19 protein-coding genes, 1 tRNA gene and 1 pseudogene are annotated in these 18,428 nt (G+C 60.1%); 7 read left to right on the forward strand and 14 right to left on the reverse strand.

The features are described 5' to 3' along the window. Window positions 1-11: 11 nt before the first annotated feature. From pth to ACM6G4_RS20940, 7 genes are all read right to left on the reverse strand, one after another. On the reverse strand, window positions 12-596 hold the full coding sequence (gene pth, locus ACM6G4_RS20910) for an aminoacyl-tRNA hydrolase (protein WP_008037207.1): 585 nt from the start codon (window positions 594-596) through the stop codon (window positions 12-14). A 169-nt stretch (window positions 597-765) separates the two neighbouring features. Continuing rightward, a complete protein-coding gene (locus ACM6G4_RS20915) occupies window positions 766-1,365 on the reverse strand; it encodes a 50S ribosomal protein L25/general stress protein Ctc (protein WP_056726277.1) in 600 nt (199 codons plus the stop codon). Between the two features lie 142 nt (window positions 1,366-1,507). After that, on the reverse strand, window positions 1,508-2,449 hold the full coding sequence (locus ACM6G4_RS20920; RefSeq protein ID WP_003171603.1) for a ribose-phosphate pyrophosphokinase: 942 nt from the start codon (window positions 2,447-2,449) through the stop codon (window positions 1,508-1,510). Between the two features lie 46 nt (window positions 2,450-2,495). Then, window positions 2,496-2,570: transfer RNA gene (locus tag ACM6G4_RS20925), tRNA-Gln, on the reverse strand. Window positions 2,571-2,606: 36 nt separating this feature from the next. Beyond that, on the reverse strand, window positions 2,607-3,458 hold the full coding sequence (ispE, locus tag ACM6G4_RS20930; RefSeq protein WP_223540960.1) for a 4-(cytidine 5'-diphospho)-2-C-methyl-D-erythritol kinase: 852 nt from the start codon (window positions 3,456-3,458) through the stop codon (window positions 2,607-2,609). Window position 3,459: 1 nt separating this feature from the next. Continuing rightward, the gene (gene lolB / locus ACM6G4_RS20935; RefSeq protein WP_414914542.1) at window positions 3,460-4,077 is read right to left on the reverse strand and encodes a lipoprotein insertase outer membrane protein LolB; all 618 of its coding nucleotides are present in this window, start codon (window positions 4,075-4,077) and stop codon (window positions 3,460-3,462) included. Window positions 4,078-4,081: 4 nt separating this feature from the next. Continuing rightward, on the reverse strand, window positions 4,082-5,806 hold the full coding sequence (locus ACM6G4_RS20940) for a tetratricopeptide repeat protein (RefSeq protein ID WP_056726274.1): 1,725 nt from the start codon (window positions 5,804-5,806) through the stop codon (window positions 4,082-4,084). Between the two features lie 233 nt (window positions 5,807-6,039). Between ACM6G4_RS20940 and hemA the strand changes: the two genes are divergently transcribed. The 6 genes from hemA (at window position 6,040) to ACM6G4_RS20970 (ending at window position 11,413) form a co-directional block, all read left to right on the forward strand. Next, on the forward strand, window positions 6,040-7,329 hold the full coding sequence (hemA, locus tag ACM6G4_RS20945; protein WP_056726273.1) for a glutamyl-tRNA reductase: 1,290 nt from the start codon (window positions 6,040-6,042) through the stop codon (window positions 7,327-7,329). Next, window positions 7,326-8,408, forward strand: a complete 1,083-nt coding sequence (gene prfA / locus ACM6G4_RS20950; protein ID WP_056726272.1) for a peptide chain release factor 1 — start codon at window positions 7,326-7,328, stop codon at window positions 8,406-8,408. The genes hemA and prfA overlap by 4 nt, the downstream gene beginning before the upstream one ends. Further along, window positions 8,409-9,239, forward strand: a complete 831-nt coding sequence (gene prmC, locus ACM6G4_RS20955) for a peptide chain release factor N(5)-glutamine methyltransferase (protein ID WP_414914543.1) — start codon at window positions 8,409-8,411, stop codon at window positions 9,237-9,239. Then, entirely contained in the window at window positions 9,233-9,988 is a 756-nt protein-coding gene (locus tag ACM6G4_RS20960; protein WP_056726270.1) for a molybdopterin-synthase adenylyltransferase MoeB, read from the forward strand. Before prmC ends, ACM6G4_RS20960 begins: the two co-directional genes overlap by 7 nt. Continuing rightward, a complete protein-coding gene (gene murI, locus ACM6G4_RS20965; RefSeq protein WP_056726269.1) occupies window positions 9,981-10,772 on the forward strand; it encodes a glutamate racemase in 792 nt (263 codons plus the stop codon). The genes ACM6G4_RS20960 and murI overlap by 8 nt, the downstream gene beginning before the upstream one ends. A 122-nt stretch (window positions 10,773-10,894) precedes the next feature. After that, a complete protein-coding gene (locus ACM6G4_RS20970; RefSeq protein ID WP_056726268.1) occupies window positions 10,895-11,413 on the forward strand; it encodes an acyloxyacyl hydrolase in 519 nt (172 codons plus the stop codon). Window positions 11,414-11,493: 80 nt separating this feature from the next. Here the strand turns inward: ACM6G4_RS20970 and ACM6G4_RS20975 are convergent, their stop codons facing one another. From ACM6G4_RS20975 to ACM6G4_RS21005, 7 genes and pseudogenes are all read right to left on the reverse strand, one after another. Then, a complete protein-coding gene (locus ACM6G4_RS20975) occupies window positions 11,494-11,799 on the reverse strand; it encodes a YkgJ family cysteine cluster protein (RefSeq protein WP_056726267.1) in 306 nt (101 codons plus the stop codon). 99 nt (window positions 11,800-11,898) lie between these two features. Continuing rightward, entirely contained in the window at window positions 11,899-12,681 is a 783-nt protein-coding gene (locus tag ACM6G4_RS20980; RefSeq protein ID WP_056726266.1) for an SDR family NAD(P)-dependent oxidoreductase, read from the reverse strand. Further along, window positions 12,678-12,776, reverse strand: a pseudogene (locus ACM6G4_RS20985) (nuclear transport factor 2 family protein); the annotation flags it as partial. The pseudogene ACM6G4_RS20985 and the gene ACM6G4_RS20980, both read right to left, overlap by 4 nt. Window positions 12,777-12,778: 2 nt before the next feature. After that, window positions 12,779-14,221: a deoxyribodipyrimidine photo-lyase gene (gene phrB, locus ACM6G4_RS20990; RefSeq protein WP_414914544.1), complete on the reverse strand. Its 1,443-nt coding sequence runs from the start codon at window positions 14,219-14,221 to the stop codon at window positions 12,779-12,781. Window positions 14,222-14,242: 21 nt separating this feature from the next. Further along, window positions 14,243-15,184 carry a MerR family transcriptional regulator gene (locus ACM6G4_RS20995; protein WP_414914545.1) on the reverse strand — a complete coding sequence of 314 codons (942 nt, stop codon included), beginning with the start codon at window positions 15,182-15,184 and terminating at the stop codon, window positions 14,243-14,245. Continuing rightward, a complete protein-coding gene (locus ACM6G4_RS21000; protein WP_414914546.1) occupies window positions 15,184-16,143 on the reverse strand; it encodes a YbgA family protein in 960 nt (319 codons plus the stop codon). Before ACM6G4_RS21000 ends, ACM6G4_RS20995 begins: the two co-directional genes overlap by 1 nt. 195 nt (window positions 16,144-16,338) lie before the next feature. After that, window positions 16,339-17,325, reverse strand: coding sequence for an NAD(P)/FAD-dependent oxidoreductase (locus ACM6G4_RS21005; protein ID WP_056726263.1), 987 nt, complete (start codon window positions 17,323-17,325; stop codon window positions 16,339-16,341). A 196-nt stretch (window positions 17,326-17,521) separates the two neighbouring features. Here ACM6G4_RS21005 and ACM6G4_RS21010 point away from each other — a divergent pair, with 196 nt between their 5' ends. Next, window positions 17,522-18,424 (forward strand): TIGR01777 family oxidoreductase, encoded by a 903-nt coding sequence (locus ACM6G4_RS21010; RefSeq protein ID WP_056726262.1) that lies wholly within the window; start codon window positions 17,522-17,524, stop codon window positions 18,422-18,424. Window positions 18,425-18,428: the final 4 nt, after the last annotated feature.

Here is an 18,428-nt window from a genome sequence, read left to right on the forward strand (position 1 = left end):
AGGAGTTAGAGTCAGGCCTTCTGGCTGTGCAGGTTTTTCATCGCGCGGTTCCATTCCCCGGCGAGGATATCCGGCAGCACGCCGAGGGCAAAGTCGATGCTGGCATCGAGTTTTTCCTGTTCGGCGCGTGGCGCACGACCCAGGACGAAATTTGAAACCATACTGGCGACGCCCGGGTGGCCAATGCCAAGCCGCAGACGGTAGAACGTATTCTGATTGCCCAGTTGCGCAATGATGTCGCGCAACCCGTTGTGACCGCCATGGCCGCCGCCCTGCTTGAGTTTGGCAACGCCGGGTGGCAGGTCGAGTTCGTCGTGCGCCACGAGGATTTCTTCAGGCTTGATGCGGAAGAAACCGGCGAGTGCCGCCACGGCCTGGCCGCTGCGGTTCATGTACGTGGTGGGAATCAGCAGACGAACATCCTGACCCTGATGCGAATAGCGCCCGGTCAGGCCGAAATATTTGCGGTCCGCCACAAGGTTCACACCTTGTGCGTTCGCGATGCGCTCAACAAAAAGGGCCCCTGCGTTATGCCGGGTCTGTTCGTATTCAGCGCCTGGATTTCCCAGGCCAACGATCAGTTTGATGGCAGTCACGATAGGGGCCCTTCCTTGGAGTGGTGGATAACATCGCCGCAATCAGGGAAAGCGGCGAAAGTGGACGAAAATTGCTCATTTACCATGATGTAAACTCCGCGTTCTCGCCCGCTTTCTCGCTATGCTCTAGTCCGCGATGTTTCCGGTCACTCCGGCGTACAGAGTAAAATTACTCTGCAGCGCCTTCTGCAGCTTCTGGAGCAACACGTGGAGCGTGGACGTTGGCAACAGCCTTGTCATCACCGTGTGCCAGGGCAACGAACTCAACGCCTTTAGGAGCCTTGAGGTCCGACAGGTGAATGATCGAACCGATTTCAGCGTTAGCCAGGTCGACTTCGATGAACTCAGGCAGATCTTTCGGCAGGCAGGAAACTTCGATCTCGGCAACAACGTGCGAGATTTCGCCGCCTTTCTTGGTCGGTGCTTCTTCGTTGATGAAGTGCACTGGAACGATAGCGGTCAGTTTCTGGCCAGCTACTACGCGTACGAAGTCAGCGTGCATCACGTGGCCTTTGGCCGGGTGACGCTGCAGGGCTTTGATCACGACGTTCTGCTTGGTGCCACCAACGTTCAGCTCGATGATGTGGCTGTAAGCCGCTTCGTTTTCGAGCAGTTTGGCAACTTCTTTGGCCAGCATGCTGATGGATTCAGGGGCTTTTTCGCCACCGTAAACTACAGCTGGAACCAGGGCGGCGAGACGACGCAGGCGGCGGCTCGCACCTTTCCCCAGGTCGGAACGCACTTCAGCATTCAGGGTAAAATCGTTCATGTTGTATCTCCAAAATAACCACACTCGCCCCAGCGTTTGCGACCAGCGCTAAAGGCGATATGGGCAAAAAAGCCCCGCCCCGACAGGAATGCCGGGGCGGGGCGCTTTTCGTCAACGAGACATTTCGAGAAGGGCAGGGCCCTTAGCGGAACATCGCGCTGATCGATTCTTCATTGCTGATGCGGCGGACCGCCTCGGCAACTACCGGTGCGATATCCAGTTGGCGGATACGCGCACAGGCTTGTGCTGCAGCGGACAGCGGGATGGTGTTAGTCACCACCAGCTCGTCCAGCACGGAATTTTCAATGTTTTCGATCGCCCGACCCGACAGCACAGGGTGCGTGCAGTAGGCGAAAACCTTGGCTGCGCCATGCTCTTTCAGGGCCTTGGCCGCGTGGCACAGGGTGCCGGCGGTATCGACCATGTCATCGACCAGAATACAGGTACGCCCTTCGACATCACCGATGATATGCATCACTTCAGAGTGATTGGCTTTCTCACGGCGTTTGTCGATGATCCCGAGATCCACGCCCAGGGATTTGGCAACGGCACGTGCACGCACGACGCCGCCAATGTCCGGGGACACGATCATCAGGTTTTCGAAGCGCTGATCTTCGATGTCATCCACCAGAACCGGGGAGCCGTAGATGTTATCTACCGGAATATCGAAGAAACCCTGGATTTGGTCAGCATGCAGATCAACCGTGAGAACACGGTCGATGCCGACTACGGTAAGCATGTCAGCCACGACTTTCGCGCTGATAGCCACACGTGCGGAACGCGGACGGCGATCCTGTCGGGCATAACCAAAGTAAGGAATAACAGCAGTGATACGAGTAGCCGAGGAGCGGCGGAAGGCATCAGCCATCACTACCAGTTCCATCAGGTTATCGTTGGTCGGAGCGCAAGTCGGCTGAATAATGAAGACGTCTTTACCGCGAACGTTTTCATTGATCTCGGCTGTAATTTCGCCGTCGGAGAATTTACCGACAGAGATGTCACCGAGAGGGATATGCAGCTGACGTACAACACGCCGAGCCAGATCGGGGTTAGCGTTCCCCGTAAAGACCATCATCTTGGACACGCGCAGTACCTGAAGGCTGAGGGTAACCTGGATGAGTATAGGAAAATGGCAGGGGCGGCTGGATTCGAACCAACGCATGGCAGGATCAAAACCTGCTGCCTTACCGCTTGGCGACGCCCCTGTATCTGTTGCAACGATTACCCAGTAATCGGTTCCTTTAGAGCAGACTTTGCAGCTTGCGATGCAACATCGAAACGTTGCTTCCTTTTGCTACAAACCCTGTAAGGGTCTCTGTAAGAAGGGCCGAGACTTTATCAGCTTCAGCTTTGCTTGGGAAGCCCCCAAACACACAACTTCCAGTTCCGGTGAGTTTTGCTTCGGTAAATTTACCTAACAAATTCAAAGCGTTACGTACCTCTGGATAACGCCTTGTTACCACCGGCAAGCAGTCATTACGACTGTTTCCCTTGGGAACGGGGCGCACTTTAATGGGAGGAGTGTTACGTGTCAACAACGGATCTGAAAAAATTTCTGCCGTACTTACAGAGACTTGCGGCACCAGCACCAGATACCACGGTTCTTCCGGGTCGACAGGGGTCAGTTTCTCCCCCACGCCCTCGGCGAAAGCCGCGTGGCCACGTACGAAAACCGGGACGTCGGCGCCCAGCGTCAACCCCAGCCCGGCAAGGCGATCTTCATCCCAGCCCAATTGCCACAGATGATTCAAACCAAGCAAAGTCGTTGCGGCATTCGAGCTGCCGCCACCGATGCCGCCGCCCATTGGAAGGATCTTGTCGATCCAGATATCGACGCCCAGCGGGCAAGCGGATTGCTCCTGAAGTTTTCTGGCAGCCTTCACGATCAGGTTGCTGTCGTGGGGGACGCCCGGGAATTCGGTGTGCAATTGAATGACACCGTCATCGCGCAGGGCATAGGTGATTTCGTCGCCGTAATCGAGAAACTGAAACATTGTCTGCAGTTCGTGGTAGCCGTCTTCGCGGCGACCCAGAATGTGCAGCATCAGATTGAGTTTGGCCGGCGAGGGCAGCGTCAGGCGATTGTCCGGCATGTCATTGCCCCAGTTTGCGCGGTTGCCAGACCTTGATCACCAGCGTGACATCAAGGTCGGTGCCGCTGAGCTTGATACGCTCGGGCAACCAGTAACCGTTTTGCTCGGTGTAGGCGGTGTAGTCGACCTTCCAGCCATCCTGTTCCAGGCTGGCCAGGCGGCTGTCGCCGTCCAGGGTCAGGCGACTTTTGCTGTCGGGAGCCGGGAGCCCGCGCACCCACCAGGCCAGGTTGGACACCGGCAATTTCCAGCCCAGCTGTTCTTCGAGCAGCACTTCCGGGTTCGGCGCGTCGTAGCGTCCCTGGTTGGCGACTTCCAGCGACACCTTGCCCGGACGTCCGGTCAGGCGAGCGGCACCGCGGCCCAGTGGTCCGGACAGGCGAATGTCGTAGTAATCCTGGCGCTGCAACCAGAACAGCGTGCCACTGCCCGAGTCTTTCGGGGCGCGGATGCCGATCTTGCCGTCGATCTGCCAGCCATCGAGGCCGGTCAGTTGCTGTTTGTGCTCGCGCCATTGGGCGGCGTTGCCATGACCCTCGACCGATTCGCGGGGACCCAGGCCTGCGCAGCCGGCGAGCAGGGCGATAAAACTGAAAACGATGAAATGGCGCAAAAACATAATCTTAAAGAGTCTCTGATCCGGTCAGGCGTTTGATGGTGCCGCGCAGGGTCGGGCTGTCGGGTTGTTCCTTGAGGAACTTGCCCCAGACTTGTTTCGCTTCACGCTGTTTGCCATTGGCCCACAGGACTTCGCCCAGGTGCGCAGCGACTTCCTGGTCGGGGAAGCGTTCCAGGGCCTGGCGCAGCAGGCGCTCGGCTTCGTCGAGATTGCCCATGCGGTAATTCACCCAGCCAAGGCTGTCGAGCACCGCCGGGTCTTCCGGGCTGATCCGGTGCGCCTGTTCGATCAGGGCCTTGGCTTCGGCGTAGCGCGTGGTGCGGTCGGACAGGGTGTAGCCGAGGGCGTTCAACGCCATGGCATTGTCCGGGTCGCGCTTGATGATCGTGCGCAGGTCTTTTTCCATCTGCGCCAGGTCATTGCGTTTTTCCGCCTGCATGGCGCGGGTGTAGAGCAGGTTCAAATCGTCCGGATATTGCTGCAAGGCTTGTTGCAGAACGTTCCAGGCCTTGTCGCCCTGATTGTTGGCGGACAGGGTTTCGACTTCGATCAGGTACAACTGGATCGCGTAATCGGGCTGCTCGTCGCGCTCGGCCGCCAGTTTGCGTTGGGCTTCGGCGGTCTTGCCGTTGTCGATCAGAATGTCGGCCTGGCGCAATTGCGCCGGCAGGTAGTCGCTGCCCGGACCAACCTTGGCGTATTCGATCAGCGCGCCTTGCGGGTCGTTCTGTTCTTCGGCGATGCGGCCGAGGTTCAGGTGTGCCGAGTCGACATGGCTTTCCCGGGCGATCAGGTCTTCAAGATAACCCTTGGCCTCGTTCCAGGCCTTGGCTTCCAGGCAGACCAGTGCCAGGGAGTAACGCAGTTCGTCGTCTTCCGGGTATTGCTGGACCAGGCTCGAGAACTCGGCCTTGGCGTCGTCCATGCGGTCCTGTTCAACCAGCATCCGCGCGTAAGTCAGGCGCAGGCGTTTGTCGTCCGGGTACTTCTTGATGCTTTTTTGCAGCAGCGGCAAGGCCTCGTCACCGCGATCGAGGGTTTGCAGCAGGCGTGCGCGCAGCAGGATCGGCGCGATTTCACCGTCGTCCGGCGGATTGTCTTCCAGCAACTTCAACGCGCCTTTGGTGTCGCCGTCCTGTTGCATCAGCAAGGCCTTGCCGAAAATCAGCTGGCTGTTGTCCGGATGACGTTGCAACAAACGGTCGAAACTTTTCATCAAGCCGTTGCGGGTGTCCTGGTCGGTGTCGGCCGCGGACAGCGCAAGGAAGTCGAAATGGGTGTCGCCCTTGCCTTGCAGGACTTTCTCCATATAGACCATGGAGTCGTCATAACGACCGGTGCGTGCCAGCTGCACGGCAGCGGCGCGTTGCGCTTCGAGGTCGTCGGGGGCGTTCCTGGCCCAGATCAGCGCAGTGTCCAGGGCTGCCTGATCGGCGCCCAGATATTCGGCGATACGAAATGCGCGCTCGGAGATGCCCGGATCCTGGGTGTTGATGGCCTGGGTCACATAGTTGTCCAAGGCAATGTCGAAACGATTGCGCTGGCCCGCCAGTTCGGCACTCAACAGGCTGAAAATGGTTTCCTCGCTGAATGAGCTGTAGACCTTGGGCTTTTCAGGGGCCGGGGTGCTGTCTTCAACCGGTGGCGCACCGTCCGACGACACGGGGGCCAAGGCCTGGCAGCCGCTGAGGAAGGCAAGAGCGAGGAGCAACGCGGAAGATCTATTCATATAGGAGGAGGACGACTAACCTGCGGTCGGATCATCATGACACAAGCTTTCGGCCAAACATAACCGGCCCGGCAATTTACCTGCCAGCCCGATAGAAGACTCCTGGGGATCCTTTAAACGAGAACCGCTCGCAACGTCGGCGTCGTCTACTGGCACGATAGATATCGAGTAGTTGTTCTGATTCCGTCGAAGTAGGACAATTGTCGGCTTCACGTCACAATCAGCGACTTTGAATGGCCTTCCTTGCACTCGGTATTAACCACAAGACTGCTTCAGTAGACGTCCGCGAGCGCGTGGCTTTTACCCCTGAGCAGCTGGTTGAGGCCTTGCAGCAGCTCTGCCGACTCACCGACAGCCGCGAAGCTGCGATCCTCTCCACCTGCAATCGCAGTGAACTCTATATAGAACAGGATCACCTGTCGGCAGACGTCGTGCTGCGCTGGCTGGCCGAATATCATCATTTGAGCTACGACGAGCTGCGCGAAAGCGCCTATGTGCATGAAGATGATGCGGCAGTTCGTCACATGATGCGGGTCGCTTCCGGGCTCGACTCGCTGGTGTTGGGCGAACCGCAGATTCTCGGCCAGATGAAGTCGGCCTATGCCGTGGCTCGCGAGGCCGGGACCATCGGGCCGTTGCTCGGGAGGCTGTTCCAGGCCACGTTCAATGCGGCCAAGCAGGTGCGCACCGACACGGCTATCGGCGAGAACCCGGTATCGGTGGCGTTTGCCGCGGTGAGCCTGGCCAAGCAGATTTTCAGCGACCTGCAACGCAGCCAGGCCTTGCTGATCGGTGCCGGCGAGACCATCACCCTGGTCGCCCGCCATCTGCATGACCTGGGTGTAAAGCGCATTGTGGTCGCCAACCGTACCCTGGAGCGCGCAAGCATCCTGGCCGAACAGTTCGGTGCTCATGCGGTGTTGTTGTCGGATATTCCGGCAGAGCTGGTGCGCAGCGACATCGTCATCAGTTCCACCGCCAGCCAGTTGCCGATCCTGGGCAAGGGTGCAGTGGAAAGCGCCTTGAAACTGCGCAAGCACAAACCGATCTTCATGGTGGATATCGCTGTTCCCCGCGACATCGAGCCAGAAGTCGGCGAGCTGGACGACGTTTACCTGTATAGCGTCGACGATCTCCACGAAGTGGTTGCCGAGAACCTCAAGAGTCGTCAGGGCGCAGCCCAGGCCGCCGAAGAGATGGTCTCGATCGGCGCCGAAGACTTCATGGTCCGCCTGCGTGAGTTGGCGGCGGTGGACGTGCTCAAGGCCTATCGTCAACAGAGCGAACGCCTGCGCGACGAAGAATTGCAAAAGGCCCAGCGCATGCTGGCCAACGGCAGCAGTGCCGAAGAGGTGCTGGTGCAACTGGCTCGCGGGCTGACCAACAAACTGTTGCATGCACCGAGCGTGCAGTTGAAAAAGCTCTCTGCCGAAGGTCGCCTGGATGCGCTGGCGATGGCCCAGGAACTCTTTGCCCTCGGTGAGGGCTCATCGGATAGCTTTTCGGATAAAAAACCGCAATGAAAGCGTCACTGCTCAATAAGCTGGATATCCTCCAGGACCGTTTCGAGGAATTGACTGCCCTGCTGGGCGACGGCGAGGTCATTTCCGATCAAAACAAGTTCCGCACCTATTCCAAGGAGTACGCGGAAGTTGAACCGATCGTGGGCGCCTATAAACAGCTGCTGAAAGTGCAGGACGACCTCGAAGGCGCCCAGGCACTGCTCAAGGACAGCGACCCGGACATGCGTGAAATGGCCGTGGAAGAAGTCCGCGAGGCCAAGGAACGCCTGGTCACGCTCGAAGCCGACCTGCAACGCATGCTGCTGCCCAAGGACCCGAACGACGGGCGCAATGTGTTCCTCGAGATCCGTGCCGGTACCGGCGGTGACGAGGCGGCGATTTTCTCCGGCGACCTGTTCCGCATGTATTCGCGTTACGCCGAGCGTCGTGGCTGGCGGGTGGAGATCCTCTCGGAAAACGAGGGTGAACACGGCGGCTATAAAGAGGTGATTGCCCGGGTCGAGGGCGACAACGTCTACGGCAAGCTGAAGTTCGAATCCGGCGCGCACCGCGTGCAGCGGGTTCCGGCGACGGAATCCCAGGGCCGCATCCACACGTCGGCCTGCACCGTGGCGGTATTGCCCGAGCCGGACGAACAGGAGGCCATCGAGATCAACCCGGCCGACCTGCGCGTCGATACCTATCGCTCCTCCGGCGCCGGTGGCCAGCACGTCAACAAGACCGACTCGGCGATCCGTATCACGCACTTGCCGTCCGGCATCGTCGTCGAGTGCCAGGAGGAACGTTCACAGCACAAGAACCGCGCCCGGGCGATGTCCTGGTTGTCGGCCAAGCTGAACGATCAGCAGACCTCCGCTGCGGCCAACGCCATCGCCAGCGAGCGCAAGTTGCTGGTCGGCTCCGGTGATCGCTCCGAGCGCATCCGCACCTACAATTTTGCCCAGGGCCGGGTCACCGACCACCGGGTCAACCTGACCTTGTATTCCCTCGACGAGATCCTCGCCGGCGGTGTCGAGGCGGTGATCGAGCCGTTGCTGGCCGAGTACCAGGCCGATCAACTGGCAGCGATAGGTGAGTAAATGACGATCATTGCCAGTTTGTTGCGCGCCGCCGATTTACCCGACTCGCCGACGGCGCGTCTGGATGCCGAACTGCTACTGGCGGCGGCGTTGGGCAAGTCCCGCAGTTTTTTGCACACCTGGCCGGAGCGCATCGTACCGAGCGAAGCGGCGCTGACGTTTGCCGAATACTTGCAACGCCGCCGCAGCGGTGAGCCGGTGGCCTATATTCTTGGCCAGCAGGGTTTCTGGAAACTGGACCTGGAAGTGGCACCGCACACGCTGATCCCACGCCCCGACACCGAGTTGTTGGTGGAAGCCGCGCTGGAACTGTTGCCGGCCACACCGGCCAGGGTACTCGACCTCGGCACCGGCAGCGGCGCCATCGCCCTGGCCCTGGCCAGCGAACGCCCGGCATGGAATGTCACCGCCGTGGATCGCGTGCTGGAGGCCGTGGCCCTGGCCGAACGCAATCGCCAGCGCCTGCATCTGGGTAACGCCACCGTGCTGAGCAGCCATTGGTTCAGCGCTCTGGACGGTCAGCGCTTTCAACTGATCATCAGCAATCCGCCCTACATCTCAGCGGCCGATCCGCATCTGGTCGAGGGCGATGTGCGCTTCGAACCGGCCAGCGCCCTGGTGGCGGGTATCGACGGGCTCGACGATCTGCGCCTGATCGTCGCCCAGGCACCGGACCATCTGGATGCCGGCGGTTGGCTGATGCTCGAACACGGCTATGATCAGGCCGAGGCGGTCCGCGATTTGCTGCTGACCCGGGGTTTTGAAGAAGTCCACAGCCGCACCGATCTGGGCGGTCACCAACGCATCAGTCTGGGGCGCCTGCCGTGCTGAATGATCAGGAGTTGCTGCGTTACAGCCGGCAGATTCTGCTGCAACACATCGATATCGACGGCCAGTTGCGGCTCAAGCAAAGCCGCGTATTGATCGTCGGCCTTGGCGGCCTTGGCGCGCCCGTGGCGCTGTATCTGGCGGCCGCCGGGGTGGGCGAGTTGCACCTGGCGGACTTCGACACGGTCGACCTGACCAACCTGCAACGCCAGATCATTCACGACACCGACAGCGTCGGCATGACCAAGGTCGATTCGGCGCTCAAGCGCCTGGGCGCGATCAATCCCGAGATTCAACTGATCGCCCATCGCGCTGCGCTGGATGAGGACTCCCTGGCCGCCGTGGTGGGTGGGGTGGATCTGGTCCTCGATTGTTCCGACAATTTTTCCACCCGTGAAGCGGTCAATGCCGCTTGCGTGGCGGCCGGCAAACCGCTGGTCAGCGGTGCGGCGATTCGCCTCGAAGGGCAACTGTCGGTGTTCGATCCGCGTCGACCGGAGAGTCCGTGCTACCACTGTTTATACGGGCACGGCAGCGAAGCCGAATTAACCTGTAGCGAGGCCGGCGTGGTCGGTCCGCTGGTGGGGCTGGTCGGCAGTCTGCAAGCGCTTGAAGCGCTGAAGTTGCTGGCCGGATTCGGCGAGCCGCTAGTGGGGCGCCTGCTGTTGATCGATGCCTTGGGCACGCGCTTCCGTGAATTGCGGGTCAAGCGCGATCCGGGCTGCAGTGTCTGTGGGTCGAAACATGCGTGAAGCGCCGATTGGCGTGTTCGACTCCGGTGTCGGCGGGCTCTCGGTACTGGCCGAGATCCAGCGTTTGCTGCCTAATGAATCTCTGCTGTACGTCGCCGACTGCGGGAATGTTCCCTACGGCGAGAAAACCCCGGAATTTATCCGGCAGCGTTGCAGCGTGATGGCCGACTTCTTTCGGCAACAGGGCGCCAAGGCCTTGGTGCTGGCGTGTAACACGGCGACGGTTGCCGGTGTCGCCGACTTGCGTCGCGACTATCCAGAATGGCCCATCGTCGGCATGGAGCCGGCAGTCAAGCCGGCCGCCGCCGCAACCCGCTCCGGCGTGGTGGGGGTGCTGGCCACCACCGGTACCTTGCAGAGCGCCAAGTTCGCCGCGTTGCTCGACCGCTTCGCCACGGACGTGAAAGTGATCACCCAGCCCTGCCCCGGGCTGGTGGAGCTGATTGAAAACGGCGACCTGCGCAGCCCGGAGTTGCGTCAGCTGTTGGCTGGATATGTTCGGCCACTGTTGGCTGCCGGCGCGGACACCCTGATTCTCGGCTGCACCCACTACCCCTTTCTCAAGCCGATGCTGCGGCAGATGATCCCCGAGGACATCAGCCTGATCGACACCGGCGCCGCCGTCGCGCGGCAACTTCAGCGTCTGCTGGCCGAAGGCGAGCTGCTCGCCGATGGGCCGGCCCGTGAGGCACAGTTCTGGACCAGCGCCGATCCGCTACATTTCAGAAATATCTTGCCGATATTGTGGAATACGGCTGGCGTTGTGCGAAGCTTCAGCAGGTAGAAGGCTGTCCGGGGGGAATACGAAGAGTCGGGTGAACTTCTGATAAATCGCTGACTTCTATAGTTTTGCAGGGCTTGGCAACAAAAAAACCATACGAAATCGTTCGCAAAAGGAAGTTTCAAGTGAAGCGACTATTCTGCTTGGCCGCGATTGCGGCCGCACTTTTGGGGCACACTTTTACCGCGCAGGCGGCAGGTGTGGAGTTTGCCGTGGGGCAAACCGGCGAGTCGACCATGACCTATCGATTGGGGATGCAATTCGATTGGGACCAGAGCTGGTGTCAGAGTGACGTGGGTCGTCTGACCGGTTATTGGGACGGCGCCTACACCTATTGGGAAGGTGACAAGACATCCAGTAACCACAGCCTGTCGTTCTCGCCTGTGCTTGTTTATGAATTTTCCGGCCAGAACGTCAAACCCTACATCGAGTTTGGGGTTGGCGTGGCAGCCTTTGCCAGCACCGAAGTCGAAAACAACGATCTGGGCAGCGCCTTCCAGTTTGAAGACCGCTTTGGTTTCGGTTTGCGCTTTGCCGGCGGGCATGAAGTCGGGGTCCGCGCGACGCACTATTCCAATGCCGGGATCACCACTCCGAACGATGGTGTAGAAAGTTACGCATTGCATTACACGATGCCGTTGTAAGGCGCAACGCTGTACTAAATGTAGGAGCGGGCTTGCTCCGGGCAAGCCCGCTCCCACATTGGTATTGGGACAACTTCAAACTAGCGATACGCCGTCGAAATCCCCTGGCGCTCTTCGATGCACTCCGGTGCGCCCATCTCGAACTCCCGGCAGATCAGCGGGCGTTTTTCGTAGATAGTGCACATCATCGTGTTGCGATCCAGCGCGGCACACCAGCCGTCATCCAGGCGCAGCATCACTTCCCCACCCCAGTCATCGGTATCGATGAACCGTTCAGGCACGCCCGTATCGGTGATCAGCATGACTTCGAGCTGGCAGCAGCAGGCCGCGCAGGTCGAGCAGGTGACTGCGGGTTCCGCGATTTGCGTATGGGGGATGGTTTTCATGGTGCGCAGTGTAAGGCAGTCACCGGGTGCTGTGTGAAAGGTCGGACGGACGCTCAAGTATCGGAACGTCCGGGATACCGATGCCGATAATGGCGATTTTCAGGGTTGATCCTTGATCGGCGGCTGGCTGCGTATCATGCGCTTGCCGATTTCCAGTTTCACTTGGTCCGGCCGTTTGGCGAGTGGCCAGAGGGCGCCCATGAACGCCGCCGGGAAAGCGATTTCCAGCGGGCGGTCCTTGAGTTTTTCGAAGATGTGCCGCGCGGCTTTCTCCACCGGCCAGCTCAAAGCCATGGAGGAGTCGTTTTTCGCTGTCAGCGGCGTCTCGACAAACCCGGGGCTGATCACCGTGAGTTCTATGCCTTCCGGGGCCAGGTCGATGCGCAGGGACTCGAACAGGTAACGCAGCCCGGCCTTTGAGGTGCCGCAGGCTTCTGCCTTGGGCAGTGGCAGGTAAGTCACCGTGCTGGCCATGGCGATCATATGCGGTGCGGTACCGGCCCGCAGCAAAGGCAGGGCGGCCTCGATGCAATAACTGCTGGCCAACAGGTTGGTACGCACCACGTGCTCGACAATCGACGCATCGAACTGCTTGGCATCCACGTACTCGCAGGTACCGGCGTTGAGTATCACGGTGTCCAGCGAGCCCCAGTCTTCGGCAATCTGCTCGCCGATCTCGCGCACGGTCTGGCTGTTGGTCAGGTCTCCGGCGACCACCAGCACCTGCCCCGGGTAACGGAGCGACAAGTCTTTCAGTGGTGCCACGGTGCGCGAACTGACGGCCAGGTGCGCACCGGTTTTGAGGATTTCTTCGGCCAGGGCGGCACCAATGCCACTGCTGGCACCGGTCAGCCAGTATCGTCGTGCGAGCGTACGACTCATCCCAATCTCCTTTTCAGCCGGGCAATTGCCCGGCCCAATACGGGTAAATGTCCATCATGCAAAGCCCCGGCATCGAAGTCATCCCGGAGGCGATAATTCATGATCCAACGGCGGCATACTGCCGCAAGGGCAGGTTTTTGAATACCGTCAACGCACGCGTACGGGAAGCGCTCAAGTCGACGATCGGTGGGGGGTAATCCACAACACCGAAAAGGCCGCCGAGATTGGCGGGGTTGTGCACGTCCTTTTTGTTCAGCCCGGCCAGTTCCGGCAACCACTGCTTGATGAACACGCCTTCGGGGTCGAATTTTTCCGACTGGCTCAACGGGTTGAAAATCCGGAAGTAAGGCGCCGAGTCGGTGCCGGTGGACGAACTCCACTGCCAGCCACCATTGTTCGCCGCCAGGTCGCCGTCAATCAGGTGACGCATGAAAAAGCGTTCGCCTTCGCGCCAGTCGATCAGCAGGTTTTTGGTCAGGAACATCGCCACCACCATGCGCAGGCGGTTGTGCATCCAGCCGGTTGCCAGCAGTTGGCGCATGGCGGCATCGATGATCGGCAAGCCGGTACGCGCCTGTTGCCAGGCGGCCAATTCTTCTGGGGCGTTGCGCCAGGCCAGGGCTTCGGTTTCCGGACGAAACGCGCGGTGCCGGGAAACCCGTGGGTAACCCACCAGGATGTGTTTGTAAAACTCGCGCCACAGCAGTTCGTTGATCCAGGTGACGGCGCCGGTCTTGCCGCTTTCGAATTCACCTTGATTGCTGTTCAAGGCCGCGTGCAGGCATTGGCGTACAGAAATCACCCCGGCGGCGAGATAGGCCGAGAGCTGACTGGTACCGGGCTTCGCCGGGAAATCCCGTTCGCTTTGATAGTGCTCGATTTGTGCATCGCTAAAGCTGTCGAGGCGATGCCGGGCTGCGGCTTCTCCCGCCGGCCACAGGTTGCGCAGGTTATCAGCAGGTGTTGCGAAACCGTCGACCCTCAAGGGGATCGCATCGCTGGCAATGTTCAGCGGCGCTTGTTTGTGCGGCGCCCCTACCAGGCTGGGCAGCGAGTGGTGCAGGCGCTCGTAGCAGACTTTGCGGAACTGGCTGAAGACCTGGAAGTAAGTGCCGGTGCGGGTCAGCACGCTCCCGGGCCTGAACAGCAATTGATCGAGGTAGCGGTGAACTTCGATGCCTTCGGCCTGTAGCGTCCGGGCGACCGCTGCATCGCGACGGGACTCGTGGATGCCGTATTCCTCGTTGAGGTGCAACGCGTCGACCTGCCACTCTCGGCACAGGTTCAGCAATACGCTGGGCACGTCATCCCAGCGGGGAGCCTGGCGGATCAGCAGGGGAATGTTCAGTTGACCCAGCTCGCGGCTCATTTCGCGCAGGTTACGCAGCCAGAAGTCCACTTTGCAGGGCGCATCATCGTGTACCAGCCATTGTTCCGGACTCAGCAGATACACCGCCACGCACGGGCCGCGAGCCGCGGCGGCCGAGAGGGCGGTGTTGTCATGCAGGCGCAAGTCGCTGCGCAGCCAGATCAATTGCATTTTGTTATCCACGGGATCCATTTAAATCAGTCCTCGCTGAACGAGTGCCTGATGTGCCGACAACGGATCTTCGGCCAGGTACAAATCAGCGATCTCGGCAGTACTTGCAGACAACTCGGCGTGGTGGATGCATACCGTTGGTCCGGCAATCATTTTTGGGCAACTGACGCCTTTGAAAAGTTTCGGCAGTTGCGCCGGATTCAGGGCTTTGCTTGAGTACAGCAGAACCCCACGGGGTTGCAGTAGTCCGACCGCCAATGCCAGTTCGCCGACAGGCAGCGGCCAGTCGAAGACCTCCACCGGGCAATCCGCACTGCTGACCAGCCAAGCCGTGAGCCACAGGTGCGGTTCCATGGGCAGGTCCGAATGGTTGACCAGCAGCAACGGCGCGGTGCGTAACTGACGGTTGTTATGGTAGATGCGCGCACCGAACTTGCTGCGCAGCCAGGCACAAAAAAAGCCCCGCTCCATCTGCGCCCCGAACTGGCCTTGCCAGCGTTGCTCCAGAGCGGCCAGCAAGGGCATCAGCAATTGCTCGCACAGGGTTCGCGGCGGATACAGCGCCATCGCCTGATTGACGCTGTCGTCCAGGGCACGCTCCTGCAATCGGCTGATCGCCAGCAGTAACGTTTGCAGCAAGGCGTGCCAATCGTTGTCGACGGACTCGCTGAAGGCTTGAGGCGTGTCGAGCAATGGCTTGACCTGGCTGACGGCAACGCCACGGTTGAGCCAGGTGAGGATGGTCTGGATGCGTTGTACGTGGTCGGCCGAGAACAACCGATGGCCCTTGGGCGTGCGCAGCGGCACGATCAGACCGTAGCGCCGCTCCCAGGCGCGCAAGGTCACGGCATTGACCCCGGTTTGCCGCGCCACTTCACGGATCGGCAGCCAGCCTGCGTCCAGCGCCTTTTTAAAGTCATCGCCGAGGTCTTCGCGGGCGCTGGTGTCGAGTCCTTTTTTCATCAGATGGCGTTTCGCAGGCTGAGGTTTTCCGGGTGCGGTTGCAGGTAAACCTGCTGTGCGATGTACGGATCGGGGTGTTGGCGAAAGTGATGCTTGAGCAGCGTCAGCGGCACCACCAGCGGCACGATACCCAAGCGGTACTGGTTGATCACGTGCTGCACTTCCTGCTTGTCTTCGCCGCTGATGGCCTGTTTCAGGTAGCCACTGAGGTGTTGCAGGACGTTGGTGTGAGTGCGGCGCGTGGCGCATTTTTTCAGTGCCGCCATCAGTTCGCTGAAATAGCGGGGGGCCAGTTCCTGCGGATCGCTTTTGCCCATGTTGCCCAGCAGGTGGCCCAGGGTTTTGTACTGCACCGGGTTGTGGGCCATCAGCAGGTATTTGTAGCGCGAGTGAAAGTCCGTGAGACCACGCCGGGTCATGCCCTCCTGGCGCAGTTGCTGCCAGGCGCTGTAGGCGAAAACCCGGGTGAGGAAGTTTTCCCGTAGCACCGGATCGTTGAGCCGGCCGTCTTCCTCCACCGGCAAGTCCGGGTGCCGCAGACAGAAGGCCCGGGCATAGATCCCGCGCCCGTCTCTGTCCGCCCGTGCGCCGTTGGCGTGGTAGACCTTGACCCGCTCCAGCCCGCAGGACGGGGAATTTTGCATGAAAATATAGCCGCAGATATCCCCCAACTGCGCTGCCATGTCCCGGCCGTAGGTGTCCAGTGGTTGCGTCACGTTAAGCTTGTGATCGAGGGTGCCCACGGCTTCGGGTTGATCCGCACTGCCCACCAGTCGAATCGGTTGGCGCGGTACACCCAGGCCGATGGCCACTTCCGGGCAGACCGGGATGAAATCGAAGTAGTCAGTGAGGGTGCGGCTGCACAGCCGCGACTCTTTGTGCCCGCCGTTGTAGCGCACATCGAGGCCCATCAGGCAGGCGCTGATGGCGATTTTCGGTTTGGCGGGGGAGTGGAGCATCGGAGCACCTCGAATCTGAACCTGTACAAACATTCGTGTCTGTACAAGATAACTTCATCATAGATTCGAAGTTATACAAGTCAAATTTTTTGTATAGGTTTTTGGCGGTGCAATGGCCCCGTAGGAGCTGCCGAAGGCTGCGATCTTTATGTGAAGGTCAGATCAAAAGATCGCAGCCTTCGGCAGCTCCTACGATCATTGCAGGTGCTCATGCAGGCGGCGGGCGGCTTCCTGACCGCTGAGCCAGGCTCCTTCGACGCGTCCGGACAGGCACCAATCGCCACAGGCATACAGCCCCAGGTCGGCATCGGCCAGGGTACCCCATTCGTGACTGCTGGCGGGGCGGGCGTAGAGCCAGCGGTGGGCGAGGCTGAAGCTCGGCGCGGGCATGGAGTCGTGCAGCAGTTCGGCGAAGGCACCGTGCAACTGCTCGATCACCGCTTCCTTGGACAGGTCGATGTGCTGGCGACTCCAGGCGCTGGTGGCGTGCAGCACCCAGGTGTCGAGTGTGTTGTCGCGTCCGGGTTTGCTGCGGTTTCGGGCCAGCCAGTCGAGTGGGCTGTCCTGTACGAAGCAGCCTTCCATGGGCGTTTCCAGCGGCGTTTCGAAGGCCAGGGCGATGGCCCAGGTCGGGTCCATTTTCACCCCGGCGGCGGCCCCGGCCAGTTTCGGCGCCGATGCCAGCAAAGCTGTGGCCTGAGGGGCCGGCGTGGCGATGACCACGTGGCTGAACGGTCCGTGGGTGAAGCCTTCGGCGTCCTGCAGGTGCCAGTGTTCTTCACCGCGATAGACCTCGGTGATCCGGCAGGCGAAATGCACTTCCAGGTCACCGAGCAGCGCGCGGGTGATGGCGCTCATGCGGGGTGTGCCGACCCAGCGGGTCTGCTCGTCCGGCGACAGGTTGAGCTGGCCGCCATGGTAGGTATACAGCTGCGGCGTCCACTCGGCGACCCAGCCTTTGGCTTGCCAGCGCTGGACTTCGTTGACAAAACGCCGGTCGCGGGCAGTGAAATACTGCGCGCCCATGTCCAGGGCACCCGCATCGCTGCGCTTGCTCGACATGCGCCCGCCGCTGCCGCGGCTTTTATCGAATAGTTGAACCACGTACCCGAGGTCCGTCAGGGCCTGGGCGGCGGAGAGTCCGGCAATGCCGGTGCCGATGATTGCGATAGGTACAGTCATAGGGGCCTCGTTTACCTTTCTGTACAGACTACGCTGGGGTTCAAACCTGTACAATATTGTTTTTTGGTATAACTTTTAGCGTTCTCGATCTGACAGCTTGGCCTATTGTTAAACATAGAGCCTGCTCGATACCAAAGATCCCTGCTTATAAAAATAGACTAATGGACAAGGTAAAACGCCACGCGAGGAAGAAGTCATGCACATATTGCTGACCGGCGGTACTGGTTTGATAGGACGTCAGCTCTGCCGGCACTGGTTGGGCCAAGGTCATCGCCTGACAGTCTGGAGTCGCCAACCTGAAAATGTCGCGAAAATATGTGGTGCCCAAGTGCGTGGAATTGCCCGTTTGGAGGATCTCGGGCAGGAACCTGTCGATGGGATTATCAATCTTGCCGGTGCGCCGATTGCCGCCCGGCCCTGGACGCACAAACGCAAAGCCCTGTTGTGGAGCAGTCGCATCTCGCTGACCGAAACCCTGCTGGCCTGGCTGGAAAGCCGCGAACAGAAACCTCGGGTGCTGATCTCCGGTTCCGCTGTTGGTTGGTATGGCGATGGTGGCGAACGTGAGTTGACCGAAGAGTCGCCACCGGTCATCGATGATTTCGCCAGCCAGTTATGCATCGCCTGGGAAGAGACCGCACAGCGGGCTGAGGCGTTGGGCATTCGCGTCATCCTCATTCGAACCGGGTTGGTGCTGTCGGCGCAGGGCGGCTTTTTGTCGCGGCTGTTACTGCCGTTCAAACTGGGCCTGGGAGGGCCGATAGGCAACGGCCGGCAGTGGATGCCGTGGATTCATATCGACGATCAAATCGCCCTGATTGATTTTCTTCTGCATCGCAACGAGGCCAGCGGTCCCTATAATGCGTGCGCGCCCAAACCGGTGCGCAACCGCGAGTTTGCCGAGGCGCTGGGCAGCGTATTGCATCGCCCGACGTTCATGCCGATGCCGGCCTTCGTATTGAAGGTGGGGTTGGGCGAGTTGTCGCTGTTATTGCTGGGTGGCCAGCGCGCCACTCCGGTGCGTTTGTTACAGGCTGGTTTCACTTTTAAGTTCACGGATTTGCGCGCGGCTTTGGACGACCTGTCCAGTCGCCTTTGAAATA

The organism is Pseudomonas sp. IT-P258, assembly GCF_949767825.1.
GTDB classification, from domain to species: Bacteria; Pseudomonadota; Gammaproteobacteria; order Pseudomonadales; family Pseudomonadaceae; genus Aquipseudomonas; species Aquipseudomonas monachiensis.

Excerpts from the sequence above, each read along its gene's own strand:
- ACM6G4_RS20915 (WP_056726277.1), bottom strand. The coding sequence starts at position 1,365 with ATGAACGATTTTACCCTGAATGCTGAAGTGCGTTCCGACCTGGGGAAA.
- ispE (WP_223540960.1), bottom strand. The coding sequence starts at position 3,458 with ATGCCGGACAATCGCCTGACGCTGCCCTCGCCGGCCAAACTCAATCTG.
- lolB (WP_414914542.1), bottom strand. The coding sequence starts at position 4,077 with ATGTTTTTGCGCCATTTCATCGTTTTCAGTTTTATCGCCCTGCTCGCC.
- ACM6G4_RS20940 (WP_056726274.1), bottom strand. The coding sequence starts at position 5,806 with ATGAATAGATCTTCCGCGTTGCTCCTCGCTCTTGCCTTCCTCAGCGGC.
- hemA (WP_056726273.1), top strand. The coding sequence starts at position 6,040 with ATGGCCTTCCTTGCACTCGGTATTAACCACAAGACTGCTTCAGTAGAC.
- prfA (WP_056726272.1), top strand. The coding sequence starts at position 7,326 with ATGAAAGCGTCACTGCTCAATAAGCTGGATATCCTCCAGGACCGTTTC.
- prmC (WP_414914543.1), top strand. The coding sequence starts at position 8,409 with ATGACGATCATTGCCAGTTTGTTGCGCGCCGCCGATTTACCCGACTCG.
- murI (WP_056726269.1), top strand. The coding sequence starts at position 9,981 with ATGCGTGAAGCGCCGATTGGCGTGTTCGACTCCGGTGTCGGCGGGCTC.
- ACM6G4_RS20975 (WP_056726267.1), bottom strand. The coding sequence starts at position 11,799 with ATGAAAACCATCCCCCATACGCAAATCGCGGAACCCGCAGTCACCTGC.
- ACM6G4_RS20980 (WP_056726266.1), bottom strand. The coding sequence starts at position 12,681 with ATGAGTCGTACGCTCGCACGACGATACTGGCTGACCGGTGCCAGCAGT.
- phrB (WP_414914544.1), bottom strand. The coding sequence starts at position 14,221 with ATGCAATTGATCTGGCTGCGCAGCGACTTGCGCCTGCATGACAACACC.
- ACM6G4_RS20995 (WP_414914545.1), bottom strand. The coding sequence starts at position 15,184 with ATGAAAAAAGGACTCGACACCAGCGCCCGCGAAGACCTCGGCGATGAC.
- ACM6G4_RS21000 (WP_414914546.1), bottom strand. The coding sequence starts at position 16,143 with ATGCTCCACTCCCCCGCCAAACCGAAAATCGCCATCAGCGCCTGCCTG.
- ACM6G4_RS21005 (WP_056726263.1), bottom strand. The coding sequence starts at position 17,325 with ATGACTGTACCTATCGCAATCATCGGCACCGGCATTGCCGGACTCTCC.
- ACM6G4_RS21010 (WP_056726262.1), top strand. The coding sequence starts at position 17,522 with ATGCACATATTGCTGACCGGCGGTACTGGTTTGATAGGACGTCAGCTC.